This is a genomic window from Streptomyces griseoluteus (genome assembly GCF_004784465.1).
In the GTDB taxonomy this organism is placed as follows: Bacteria; Actinomycetota; Actinomycetes; order Streptomycetales; family Streptomycetaceae; genus Streptomyces; species Streptomyces griseoluteus.
In genome coordinates this window covers 411,208-423,368 of record NZ_SRRU01000008.1, presented here as the reverse complement: position 1 = coordinate 423,368, position 12,161 = coordinate 411,208, and the positions used below count along the sequence as shown (strand labels likewise).

Sequence of the window (12,161 nt, the reverse complement as noted above, 5' to 3'; positions counted from 1 at the left end):
GACATCCGCGCCTCCTTCGTCAACTGCTCCAAGGGCGACGCCAAGCGGCTGGCCGTCCCCCGCGACCTGGCCGAACGCCCCTGGGACGACCTGGACTTCCTGGGCTGGCGCGATCCGGGCGCGCCCGGATCGCAGCTATCTGGTCCTCGAACGCGGCACGGCTGTGGTCGGCATCGCACTGCGCTATCCGACGGTCCGGCGCGGCTTCCAGCACCGCAGCATGTGCTCGGTGTGCCTGACGACCCATCGCGGCGGCGGGGTCTCGCTGATGACCGCCCGCAAGGCCGGGGCGGCGGGCCGCGAGGGCAACTCCGTCGGCGTGTACATGTGCGCCGACCTGGCGTGTTCCCTGTATGTCCGGGGGAAGAAGGTGCCGGAGTCGGGGAGCAGGTTCGAGGAGAGCCTCACGACGGAGGAGCAGATCGCCCGCGCGGGCGGCAACCTCAACGCCTTCGTCGATCGCCTGTACGTCTGAGGGCTGCCCCCTTTCGCGTACATGGTGCTCGAACGGCCCCGTTCGGCACGGTTACGGAAAGGGAAGACGCCAAAGGATGCCAGACGTACGGAAGTGGATGGACGCGCAGCAGCGACGCAAGTGGGCCGACGCGCTGCGGCGCCTGGCCGCGCGCCGCCGGGAGCCGGTGGTCGTCCAGACACTGCGGTCGTCCGCCGCGGCCACGGTCGCCTATGTGATCGCGCTGCGGCTCAGCCCGGAACCGGCGCCGCTGACCGCGCCCCTGACGGCCCTGCTGGTCGTCCAGGTCACCTTCTTCGCCACCCTCACCAACGGCATCCGCCGGGTGAACTCCGTGGTGGCGGGCGTGCTGGTCGCCATCCTGTTCAGCCTCCTGATCGGCCTGACCTGGTGGAGCCTGGCCCTGCTGATAGTGGCCGCGCTGGGCGTGGGTCACCTGGTGCGCGTCGACGAGTACGTGCAAGAGGTGGCGATCAGCGCGATGCTCGTGCTCGGCGTCACCTCGGTCGGCTACACCGCGTGGGCACGGATCGTGGAGACCCTGATCGGCGCCATCGTCGGCATGGCCTGCAATCTGCTGCTGCCGCCCCCGGTGTGGGTGGACGCGGCCGGGCGGTCCATCGAGGGGCTGGCCCGCCGGCTGCGTCAGCTCATGCTCCGGATGGGTGAGGAGGCGGCGGGCTCCATCCCCTGGCAGCGGGCGGCCGAACGGCTGCACGAGGCACGCCGGCTGGACCACGACATCGTCCAGGTGGACGCGGCCCTGCGGCAGGCCGAGGAGAGCCTTCGGCTCAACCCCCGCGTCAAGGAGGGCCTGCTGCACCGGGTGGTGCTGCGCACCGGCCTGGACACCCTGGAGATCTGCACGGTCGTCCTGCGGGTGCTGGCCCGTTCCTTCACCGACCTGGCGAAGGAGCGCGGCCCCCAGGAGCTGTTCCCGCCGCCGATCGGACAGACCGTGGAACAGGTGCTGTCCGAGGTCGCGGACGCCGTGGTGAGCTTCGCGGTACTGGTGACCACCGACCTGAGCGCCAACGCCGAGTCGGCCGAGTCCCGGCTCACCGCGGAGCTGCACACGGCCGCCGCCACCCGCGATCGGCTCGCGGAGCAGCTCCTCGCGCACGTCGGGGAGGACCGCGAGGACTGGCAGTTGTTCGGTGCGATCCTCAGCGAGGTCAACCGGATCATCGACGAGCTGGACACCGAGCACCGCAGCCGCCGTCTGCTGGAGGAGCTGGACCGCGTCTCCCGCCAGCAGCGCGCGAAGATGCCCCGCGTGAACCGCCTGCGCCAGCGCCTGGGCGTACAGGAGGACCTCTGGCGGAACCGTGCGGGGGTCCCCGGGCGTTCTCGGTGACGGGACACCGGGCGCTACCGGTGCCGGAGCTTCGAGGGGGCGGGCCGATGGCCGAGCGGGCCGGGGTGCGGATCGACGGGAACACGCTGCGGCTGGGCGACGGGGTGGTGGTGCGGTTCGTGCGCACCCTGCGGCTGCCGGAGCGGGGTACGCATCCGCTGCCGCCGGGGCTGGGCGAGTTCCCGCTGCGCCGGGTGGCGGACTACGCCGACCGGGTGCCGGAGGCGTGGCGGGCGCGCGGCGGGGTGCTGCTGCCGATGTACCTGCGCGAGGCGATGTGGATCGGCTTCGCCGGGACGACGGAACCGGCCGCCCTCCAGGTCGGCGTCGGCAAGGTGTGCGCGGTCTCCGGCAAGCCCTGGCGGGGCGTGCTGGCGCGGGACCCGCAGAACTACGTCACGCTCCCCCGGCAGCCCTGGCTGGACGGCATCAACTCCGGCAGGGGCACCGTCCGCCAGTTCGTCGCCGTACCCGTCGGGCTCGGCGCGACCGTGGAGGGTCAGGTGACCGGTGAGGAGACCTGGGGCGGGGTGCAGTTGCAGGCGTTCGGGCTGCGCCCCGAGGTGCTGGAGCGGTGGCGGGAGGCCGAGCGCGCCAGGAGCGCGCCGCTCGCCGGGGGTTACGGCGCCGCCCCTGCCTTCGCCGCCCCGGCACCCGCTGGTCCCCCGCCCGCGGGCGCCGCTCCCCGGCAGGCGGCGGCGATGGGCCTGGGCGTGGGCGGCTCGATGCGCCAGGAGGTCTACCGGGACGAACGCCCCGCCTCCGACTGGTCCGACACCCCGGCCGGCCGGGTCTTCGTGCACCTGGTCACCCCGCCCGAGTGGCGTCGCATCACCGGCGAGGAGCCCCCGCCGTCCCCCGTGGACCGGGCCGCGTACACCAGGGCGGGCCTGCCGTGGTTCGAGCACTACGACGACGAGGCCGACGACCTCTCCCCCGCCGGCCCCCTGAAGCCGGTGCGCCCGGTGGGCGACTGGCTGGGCCCCGACCTGGATCCCTGGCAGCAGCCGGCGCCGGGGCAGGTGGTCCCGCTGAAGGACGCGCCGGGCAGGCCGGTGGCCGACGGGGACTGGTGACCACGCGCCCCGCCTTGCCTTCGGCGGCCGGTCCGCGACAGGCTGGCCGGGACCACGGTGACGGGTGACGGCTCAAGGGGCGGCATGGACAACGCGGTACGGGCGCGACGGGACGGCTGGAGCAGGCGGCGCTTCGTGGGCGCCGTGGCGGGCACGGCCGCCGTGGTGACGGTGCCCGCGCCCGCCGCGCCGCCCCCGGACCCCGCCCCGGTGCCCGTGCCCCACGGGCGGAAGGCCGCACCGGGGCCTCGCCCGTTGTACCTGGGCACCTACACCTCCGTCGAGGGCGGCGGCAAGGGCGTCTCCGTGGTCAGGTACGACCCGGTCTCGGGCGCGGTCACCGACGCGGAGCCGCTGGCCGAGATCCCGGACCCGTCGTACATCACCGTCCACCCGGACGGGCACACGCTGTACGCGGTGGACGAGCGCGAGGACGGCGCGGTGACCGCCGTACGGCTGGCGGACGGACACGTGCTGGGCAGCCGGAGCACGGGCGGTTCGGGGCCCTGTCATCTGTCGGTGCACCCGAGCGGGCGCTGGCTGCTGAGCGCGAACTACGGCTCGGGCAGTGTCGCCGTGCACCCCGTCGACGCCTCGGGCGCGCTCGGTGAGCGCACCGCGCTGGTCGCACACTCCAGCCCGGCCCCCGGACCGGGTCAACAGGGCCCGCACGCACACCAGTTCCTCACGAGCCCGGACGGCGGCCATGTACTCTCCGTCGACCTGGGCACCGACACCGTCTACACCTACCGGCTGGACACCGGGCACGGCACCCTGACCGAGGTGTCCCGGGCCCACACCCGGCCGGGCGCGGGCCCGCGCCATCTGACGTTCCATCCGAACGGGCGGTACGCCTACCTCGCCAACGAGGTGGACGACACGGTGGCCGTCTGCGCGTACGACCCGGCGACCGGGCGGCTGACCGTGGGTGAGCCGCAGTCCTCGGGGGCGGCCGGGGACGCCACCAACTACCCGGCGCAGTTCGTGGTGACGCCCGGCGGCGACTTCGCGTTCCTCGCCAACCGGGGGCACGACAGCGTCGCCCGGTACGCGGTCGAGGAGGGCGGCGCCCGGCTGCGGCTGCTGGACACGGTGCCGGTGGACGGGGACTTCCCCCGCCATCTGGCGCTCGCGCCGGACGGCCGGCTGCTGTTCACGGCGAACCAGCGCTCCGGCACGGTGAGCGTGTTCCACGTCGACACCGGTACCGGAGCGCTCAGCCGGGCGGGTGAGCCGTTCGCGTCACCGGTCGCCGTCTGCGCGGTGCCGCTGTAGGGCGCGCGGGCAGGCGGCGGTGCCGGCCTGGGCGAGCAGCGCGTGCAGGCGCTCGGTGAGCTGCGAGACGTCGTCGGCGGGCGCGTGGAACGCCAGCCGTACGTCGCCGTGCGCGCGGGTCCGCTCGATGCGCAGGGTGAGCCCGTGCCGGTCCACCGCGAGCGGAGCCACCCGGGTCACGGCGTGCAGGCTCTCCGGCCGGACCAGCCGGGTGAGCCGCTCGACGGCGTCCGGGTGGGAGTCGGCGAGGTGGGTGAGCAACTGTGCCTCGGCGGTGGCCAGCGGGTCGGGCCGGGCGGCCGCGTACTCCGCGGGGTCGATCAGTACGGCCCCGGACGGCCGGCGCAGCACCACGCGGGTGGGTGTGAACAGCAGCCGGGCGCCGCGCCGGGAGAACCAGCCGGCGAGCCACAGCCGGGCCCGGATGCGCCGGCGCACCGGTACGGGTGCCGCGTCGGCGAACTCCAGCACGGCGGTGGGCTCGCCGCGCGGGGCGCACAGCGCGGCGGCGGACAGCGCGCTGTCCTCGGGCACGTCGAGCAGCACCCGGCCGTCGCCGGTCACGGTGTGCGCGCCGGCGTACTCCTCGCGGGCGCCGTCCGCGGTCACCGCGCACGACCACGCGGTGGCGAGGACCGACCGCGCCCGCTCCGCCGCTGCGGGTTCTGCCGCCCAGTCCTGCGTGTCACCCATCCGAACCCTCCTTAGGTAAGCCTTGCCTAACCTATCGAAGATCCGGGTACATGCCAACCACGCCGCCCCGGTCGGGTGACACGCACGGAGTCGCGGAAACGTGCCCTCAGGCGATGGCGCCGAGCAGCGCCCGCGCGCACAGTTCGCGCACCTGGTCCCGGCCGGGCTCGCCCTCGCGCAGCCACTCCAGGCAGACGGCGGTGGTGAAGGCGAGCCAGCCGCGCACCGCCAACCGGGCCTGCGGGGAGCCCTCGAAGGCGGGCCCGAACTCGGGGTCGGCGGCCAGCGCGGCGAGGATCTGCCGCTCCTGCGCGGCCAACGCCCGCTGGTAGACCCGGCGTACGGCCTGGTCGCCGGCCGCGTCGGCACGGTGGAAGGCGCGGAAGCCGTGGGCGTGCGCCTCGACGTACCCGAGGTAGGCGTCCAGCCCGGCACCGAGCTGCTCGCGCACCGGCACGCCGGGCACCGCCGCGGTCATCCGGAGCATGCGCTCGCTCTCCCGCTCCACCACGGCGGCGAAGAAGTCCCGCTTCGTCGGGAAGTAGTGGTACAGCAGACCCCGCGAGACTCCGGCGATCTCGGCCACCCGCTCGATCCACACGTCGTCGTACGGGCTCTCGGAGAACAGGCGCGCCCCGACCGACAGGAGTTGCTCGCGGCGCTCCTCGGTGCTCAGTCGGCGCCGGGCGTGTTCCCCCTGGTTGGCGGCCATGCCGTCACCCTAGTGGACACGTTGCTTGACGTGGGTTCAGTAGGCGGACCAGACTGCCAGCGCTATTGAACTCACGTTCAACACGCGCAGTGGTGCACGGGCAACAGGCCACCGGATCAAGGGAGATCGCGTCATGGCCGAGACGACGGGGGCGGGACTACCCAAGGGGTTCCGCGGTGCCGAGCAGGGCTGGCCGGAGCTGGACCGCATCCCGCATCCGCCCCGCAGGCTGCCGTTGCTCGGGGACGTGCTGGGGGTCGACCGGCGCACCCCGCTCCAGGACTCGATGCGGCTCGCGCGCGAACTGGGCCCCATCTTCCGGCGCCGGGTGCTGAACCGGGAGTTCGTGTTCCTGTGGGGGGCGAAGCTGGCCGCGGACATGGCGGACGAGACCCGGTTCGCCAAGCACGTGGGTCTCGGGGTGGCCAACCTGCGCCCGGTCGCCGGGGACGGGCTGTTCACCGCGTACAACCACGAGCCCAACTGGCAGTTGGCGCACGATGTGCTCGCGCCCGGCTTCAGCCGGGAGGCGATGGCCGGGTACCACTCGATGATGCTGGCGGTCGCGGGCCGGCTGACCGGCCACTGGGACCGCGAACTGGCCGCCGGGCGCACGGTGGACGTGCCCGGCGACATGACCCGGCTGACGCTGGAGACCATCGCGCGCACCGGCTTCGGGCACGACTTCGGCTCGTTCGAACGTGACCGGCCGCACCCCTTCGTCACCGCCATGGTCGGCACCCTCGCCTACGCCCAGCGGCTCAACAGCCTGCCGATCCCCCCGGCGCTCCAGCGGAGGGCCGCCCGGCGCAACGCCGCCGACATCGCCTACCTGGACGACACGGTCGACGCCCTGGTGGCCGCCCGCCGGGCCTCGGGGCGCGGGGATGGCGACCTGCTGGACCGGATGCTGGAGACGGCCCACCCCGAGACCGGCGAGCGGCTGTCGGCGGAGAACGTCCGCAAGCAGGTCATCACGTTTCTGGTCGCGGGCCACGAGACCACCTCCGGCGCCCTCTCGTTCGCGCTGTACTACCTGGCCAGGCACCCCGAGGTCGCCGCCCGCGCCCGCGCCGAGGTGGACCGTGTCTGGGGCGACACCCCCGAGCCGGGCTACGACCAGGTGGCCCGGCTGCGCTATCTGCGCCGGGTGCTGGACGAGTCGCTGCGGCTGTGGCCGACCGCCCCCGCCTTCGCCCGCGAGGCCACCGAGGACACCGTGCTGGCCGGGGAGCACCCGATGCGCCGGGGCGGCTGGGCCCTGGTGCTCACGCCGATGCTGCACCGCGACCCCGAGGTGTGGGGCGAGGACGCCGAGCGGTTCGACCCCGACCGCTTCGACGCCAAGGCGGTACGGGCCCGGCCGCCGCACACCTTCAAGCCGTTCGGTACGGGCGCGCGGGCCTGCGTGGGGCGCCAGTTCGCCCTGCACGAGGCCACGTTGGTGCTCGGCCTGCTGCTGCGCCGCTACGAGCTGATCCCCGACCCCGGCTACCGCCTGAAGGTCACCGAGCGCCTGACGCTGATGCCGGACGGCCTGCGCCTGGGCCTGGACCGCCGGAAGGCCCCCGCCGCCGCACCGGCCGGCGCCCCCGAGCCGGACGCCGGTTCAGCGGGGCGCTGCCCAGTGCACGGGACGGACGAGTGAGCCCGGCAGCCGGGTACCGGCTCCCCCTCGGGCGGCGTTGACCTGAGGCTGGGTGAGGAAAAGCGCGCCGGTGAGGTCGGCCTCGGTCAGATCGGCGCCCCGGAGATCGGCGCCGATCAGGTCGGCGTGCCGCAGGTCGGCTCCGGTCAGGTCGGCCGCGATCAGGCAGGCGCCGCGCAGGCTGATCCCGCGCAGGTCGGCACCCCTGAGCTTCGCGCCCGCCAGGTCCGCGCCCCGCCGGTCCCGTCCCTTCTTCCGGCCTCTGCGGGCCGACTCCGAGACCTGAAGCAGGAGTTCGGCCACGTCGTGCCAGTGGGCCGCCGGGTCCAGCGTGGCCAGCTCCTCGGGCTTCTGTGCGGCAAGGCGCTCGGTCTCCTCCAGTGCGCGGCGCAGCTCCGGGTGGAGGGGCCGGGCGGCGTCGAGACCGAGCGCCTCGGTGAGGTACCAGAGCAGCTCGTGCAGGCGCCGGACCACCGGGAACACCTCGAACATCAGCCGGGCGTGCTTCTTGCCGCCCGTACGCCAGTCCCGGCCGCCGAAGGTGACCTGGGAGACGCGCTGGCCCGCGCCGAAGCAGTCGTACACCGTGCATCCGGCGTAGCCCTTGGCGCGCAGCTCGGTGTGGATGCCGCAGGCGTGGTCCTCGCGCAGGTTGCCGCAGGGCTTGCCGGCGGGCTTGTCGTGCGCGAAGTCGGCGGAGCGGGCGAAGGGCAGGGCCACGCAGCAGAGGCCGAAGCAGTTGGCGCAGTCGGCGCCGAGGAGAGGTATGTGATCAGGCATCGCGGCCAGGGTACGGGCTCTGGCTAGGCTGCCCTTGTCCGATCTTCGAGACCGAGGAGCCGCGATGCGTGTCGCCCTGTTCCTGACCTGTGTCAACGACACGCTCTACCCGGACACCGGCCGCGCCGTGGTGAGACTCCTCAACCGCCTCGGGGTCGACGTCGACTTCCCCCTGGCGCAGACCTGCTGCGGCCAGGCCCACTACAACACCGGCTACCGGCACGAGACGGAACCGCTGGCCCGGCACTTCGCGGAGGTCTTCGGGGAGTACGACGCGATCGTCACGCCCTCGGGTTCGTGCGCGGCGATGGTCCGGGAGCTGTACCCGAGGCTGGGCGAGCGGGCCCGGGCCGAGGGGCGTGGGGAGGCCCTGGCCGACGCGCTGGCGCCGGTGGTGCCGAAGACGTACGAGCTGACGGAGTTCCTGGTGGACGTGCTCGGCGTCACCGACGTCGGCGCCGTCTATCCGCACAAGGTCACCTACCACCCCACCTGTCACGGCCTGCGCGCGCTGGGGCTCGGTGACCGGCCGCGCCGGCTGCTGGAGGCGGTGCGGGGGCTGGAGCTGGTCGAACTGCCCGGCGCCGACGAGTGCTGCGGGTTCGGCGGCACCTTCGCGGTCAAGAACGCCGGGGTGTCGGCGGCGATGGGCGCGGACAAGATGCGCAACGCCGAGTCGACCGGCGCGGAGGTGCTGTGCGCGGCCGACAACTCGTGCCTGATGCACCTGGGTGGCACGATGAGCCGGGCGGGCTCTCCGGTGCGGCCGGTGCACATCGCGGAGATCCTGGCGAGCACGGAGGAGGAACCGGCCCGGTGAACGAGACCTTCGTAGGAATGCCCGCCTTCCCCGAGGCGGCACAAAAAGCGCTGGGCAACGGCACCCTGCGCGGCAATCTGCGGCACGCCACCCACACCATCCGTGCCAAGCGCGCGGCGGCCGTGGCGGAGGTGTCCGACTGGGCGGAGCTGCGCGAGGCGGGCAGCCGGATCAAGGAGCACACGCTCCGCCATCTCGACCGCTATCTGGAGCAGTTGGAGGAGTCGGTCACTGCCGCGGGCGGCACGGTCCACTGGGCGGCGGACGCGGCGGAGGCCAACCGGATCGTGACCCGGCTCGTGAAGGAAACGGGCGAGTCGGAGGTCGTGAAGGTCAAGTCGATGGCCACGCAGGAGATCGGGCTCAACGAGGCGCTGGAGGCGGCCGGCATCCGGGCCTACGAGACCGATCTCGCCGAGCTGATCGTGCAGTTGGGCGAGGACCGCCCCTCGCACATCCTGGTCCCGGCCATCCACCGCAACCGGGCCGAGATCCGGGACATCTTCCGTACCGCGATGGCCGGCTGGGGCCGCCCGGCGCCCGAGGGGCTGTCCGACAGCCCGGCCGAGCTGGCGGAGGCGGCCCGGCTGCATCTGCGGGAGAAGTTCCTGCGGGCCAGGGTGGGGGTGTCCGGGGCCAACTTCATGGTCGCGGAGACCGGCACCATGGTGGTGGTGGAGTCCGAGGGCAACGGGCGGATGTGCCTCACCCTGCCGGAGACCCTGATCTCGGTGGCCGGCCTCGAGAAGGTCGTCCCCACCTGGCGGGACCTGGAGGTCTTCCTCCAGACCCTGCCCCGCTCCTCCACGGCCGAGCGCATGAACCCGTACACCAGCATGTGGACCGGCACGACGGACGGGGACGGGCCGCGCGCCTTCCATCTGGTGCTGCTGGACAACGGCCGCACCGACACCCTCGCCGACGAGGTCGGCCGCCAGGCGCTGCGCTGCATCCGCTGCTCGGCCTGCCTGAACGTGTGCCCGGTGTACGAGCGCGCGGGCGGCCACGCCTACGGCTCGGTCTACCCCGGCCCCATCGGCGCCATCCTCAGCCCTCAACTGCGCGGCACGGCGAGCGAGATCGACGCCTCGCTGCCGTACGCGTCCTCGCTGTGCGGGGCCTGCTACGAGGTGTGCCCGGTCGCCATCGACATCCCCGAGGTGCTGGTCCGGCTGCGTGAGCGGGTCGTGGAGGGCGGCCCGGCGGTGCGCGAGGGCAACCGGGTGGTGCTGAGGCCGGCCAGGGGCCACGCGGCGGAACGGGCGGCCATGCGGGCGGCCCGCTGGATCTTCACCCACCCGGACGCGCTGCGCACCGGCCAGCGCCTCGCCTCCCGCGCCCGCCGCCTGCGCCCGCGCACCCTGCCGGGGCCCGGCGCGGCCTGGACCCGGACGCGCGATCTGCCGGAGGTTCCGGCCGAGCCGTTCCGGGACTGGTGGGAACGCACCCGAGGCGGCAAGGAGGAGACGAAGTGAGCGACCGGGAACGCGTCCTGGGCCGGGTCCGGCGCGCGCTGGCCGACGTACCCGAGGACGATACGCCGTACGACCGGGCGATCCCGCGCTCCTACGCCCGCGAGCACGGCGTGCGCAGCGCCGAGGAGACGGTGGAGCTGCTGGCGGAGAACCTGGCCGACTACCGGGCCGTGGTGCACCGGTGCGCGGAGGCGGAGCTGCCCGTGCTGATCGCCCGGCTGCTGGCGGCGCGGGGGGCCAAGTCGGTGCTCGTGCCGGACGGGCTCCCGTCGGCGTGGCTGGCGAACGCCGACCCGGTGCCCGTCCCCGACCGTGCGGAAAGCACCCCGTACGAGCTGGACGCCGTGGACAGTGTGGTGACCGGCTGCGCGGTGGCCGTCGCCGAGACCGGCACCCTCGTGCTGGACGGCGGCCCCGGTCAGGGGCGCCGCCGGATCACCCTCGTGCCCGACCACCACATCTGCGTGGTCCGCGTCCCCGAGCAGGTCGTGGCGTCCGTGCCGCAGGCCCTCGAACGCCTCTCCCCCACCCGCCCGTTGACCTGGATCTCGGGCCCCTCGGCCACCAGTGACATCGAGCTGAACCGGGTGGAGGGGGTGCACGGGCCGCGCACGCTGGAGGTCGTGTTCGCCGGGGTCATCCCTTCGGTCGGCGGGGCCGGGCGGCCGGAGGGGACCCCGGCTAGCGTGGGGGAATGATCCGGTTCGAGCAGGTCAGCAAGCGCTACCCGGACGGTACGACGGCCGTGGACGACCTCTCCTTCGAGGTGTCCGAGGGCGAACTCGTCACGCTGGTCGGCCCGTCGGGCTGCGGCAAGACGACCACCATGATGATGGTGAACCGGCTGATCGAGCCCACGGCGGGCCGGATCGTCGTGGACGGCGAGGACATCGCGGGAGTCGACCCGGTCCGGCTCCGCCGCCGGATCGGGTACGTCATCCAGCAGGTCGGCCTCTTCCCCCACCGCACGGTGCTGGACAACACCGCCACCGTGCCGTCCCTGCTCGGCTGGAAGCGGGCCAAGGCGCGGGCGCGCGCCGCCGAGCTGCTGGACCTCGTCGGGCTGGACCCCAGGACGTTCGGCGCCCGCTACCCCGAGCAGCTCTCCGGCGGCCAGCGGCAGCGCGTAGGAGTGGCGCGGGCGCTCGCCGCGGACCCGCCGGTGCTGCTGATGGACGAGCCGTTCGGCGCGGTCGACCCGGTGGTGCGCGAGCAGTTGCAGGACGAGTTCCTGCGCATGCAGCAGGCGGTGCGCAAGACGGTGCTGCTGGTCACGCACGACATCGAGGAGGCGGTCCGCCTCGGCGACCGGATCGCGGTGTACGGCCAGGGCCGCATCGAGCAGTTCGACACCCCCGGCGCGGTACTGGGCGTCCCCGCGACCCCGTACGTAGCCGGGTTCGTCGGCGCCGACCGGGGCCTGAAGCGGCTGTCGGTGACCGCGATCGAGCCGGACGACCTGGAACAGCCCCCGGTGGCCCGCCCGGACGAGCCCGCCGGGTCGGCGGCCCGGCGGCTGCGCGAGGAGGGTGCGCGCTGGGCGGTGGTCCTGGACGCGGACGGCGACCTGCACGGCTGGGTCGGCCTGGAGGAGCTGTCTGCGGGCGGCACGGTCGGCGAGCTGGCTCACCGGATGACGGCCTGGGTCCCGGTGGGTGCCCCGCTGAAGCAGGCGTTCGGCGTGATGCTCCAGTACGACGCCGGGTGGGTCGCGGTACTGGACGGCTCCCGCCTCCTGGGTGTCCTGACTCCGGCCAAGCTGCACGAGGCGCTGCGACGGTCGGTGGACGCGGACGTGCTGGGGGTGGCGCGGGGCCAGGTGCCGTTCGACTCCGTGTCGGACGCGTAGG

General features: G+C 73.9%; 11 protein-coding genes and 1 pseudogene. 9 read left to right on the top strand and 3 right to left on the bottom strand.

Annotated features, from left to right (window positions below; genetic code table 11):
- The 4 genes and pseudogenes from E5082_RS23400 to E5082_RS23385 form a co-directional block, all read left to right on the top strand.
- Window positions 1-475, top strand: a pseudogene (locus E5082_RS23400) (FBP domain-containing protein); the annotation flags it as partial.
- Window positions 476-572: 97 nt separating this feature from the next.
- Entirely contained in the window at window positions 573-1,832 is a 1,260-nt protein-coding gene (locus tag E5082_RS23395) for an FUSC family protein (RefSeq protein WP_229918757.1), read from the top strand.
- A 47-nt stretch (window positions 1,833-1,879) separates the two neighbouring features.
- A complete protein-coding gene (locus E5082_RS23390; protein ID WP_135793205.1) occupies window positions 1,880-2,908 on the top strand; it encodes a hypothetical protein in 1,029 nt (342 codons plus the stop codon).
- An 84-nt stretch (window positions 2,909-2,992) separates the two neighbouring features.
- Complete coding sequence (locus E5082_RS23385) at window positions 2,993-4,183, top strand: lactonase family protein (protein ID WP_190045211.1); 1,191 nt, start codon at window positions 2,993-2,995, stop codon at window positions 4,181-4,183.
- On the opposite strand, the gene E5082_RS23380 is transcribed toward E5082_RS23385, so the two are convergent.
- Window positions 4,151-4,876 (bottom strand): DUF2470 domain-containing protein, encoded by a 726-nt coding sequence (locus E5082_RS23380; protein ID WP_135793204.1) that lies wholly within the window; start codon window positions 4,874-4,876, stop codon window positions 4,151-4,153. The two genes, E5082_RS23385 and E5082_RS23380, sit on opposite strands and share 33 nt — an antisense overlap.
- A gap of 106 nt (window positions 4,877-4,982) precedes the next feature.
- Window positions 4,983-5,588, bottom strand: coding sequence for a TetR/AcrR family transcriptional regulator (locus E5082_RS23375; RefSeq protein ID WP_135793203.1), 606 nt, complete (start codon window positions 5,586-5,588; stop codon window positions 4,983-4,985).
- Between the two features lie 133 nt (window positions 5,589-5,721).
- On the opposite strand from E5082_RS23375, the gene E5082_RS23370 reads away from it, so the two are divergent.
- Window positions 5,722-7,236, top strand: a complete 1,515-nt coding sequence (locus E5082_RS23370) for a cytochrome P450 (protein ID WP_135793202.1) — start codon at window positions 5,722-5,724, stop codon at window positions 7,234-7,236.
- On the opposite strand, the gene E5082_RS23365 is transcribed toward E5082_RS23370, so the two are convergent.
- Window positions 7,198-8,016, bottom strand: a complete 819-nt coding sequence (locus E5082_RS23365; protein ID WP_135793201.1) for a pentapeptide repeat-containing protein — start codon at window positions 8,014-8,016, stop codon at window positions 7,198-7,200. The two genes, E5082_RS23370 and E5082_RS23365, sit on opposite strands and share 39 nt — an antisense overlap.
- Window positions 8,017-8,080: 64 nt before the next feature.
- On the opposite strand from E5082_RS23365, the gene E5082_RS23360 reads away from it, so the two are divergent.
- From E5082_RS23360 to E5082_RS23345, 4 genes are read left to right on the top strand one after another with little or no spacing between them, the layout of a single operon-like run.
- The gene (locus E5082_RS23360; RefSeq protein ID WP_135793200.1) at window positions 8,081-8,836 is read left to right on the top strand and encodes a (Fe-S)-binding protein; all 756 of its coding nucleotides are present in this window, start codon (window positions 8,081-8,083) and stop codon (window positions 8,834-8,836) included.
- On the top strand, window positions 8,833-10,311 hold the full coding sequence (locus tag E5082_RS23355) for a lactate utilization protein B (protein WP_135793199.1): 1,479 nt from the start codon (window positions 8,833-8,835) through the stop codon (window positions 10,309-10,311). Before E5082_RS23360 ends, E5082_RS23355 begins: the two co-directional genes overlap by 4 nt.
- Complete coding sequence (locus tag E5082_RS23350; protein WP_135793198.1) at window positions 10,308-11,009, top strand: LutC/YkgG family protein; 702 nt, start codon at window positions 10,308-10,310, stop codon at window positions 11,007-11,009. Before E5082_RS23355 ends, E5082_RS23350 begins: the two co-directional genes overlap by 4 nt.
- Window positions 11,006-12,160 carry a betaine/proline/choline family ABC transporter ATP-binding protein gene (locus E5082_RS23345; RefSeq protein ID WP_135793197.1) on the top strand — a complete coding sequence of 385 codons (1,155 nt, stop codon included), beginning with the start codon at window positions 11,006-11,008 and terminating at the stop codon, window positions 12,158-12,160. The genes E5082_RS23350 and E5082_RS23345 overlap by 4 nt, the downstream gene beginning before the upstream one ends.
- Window position 12,161 lies beyond the last annotated feature (1 nt).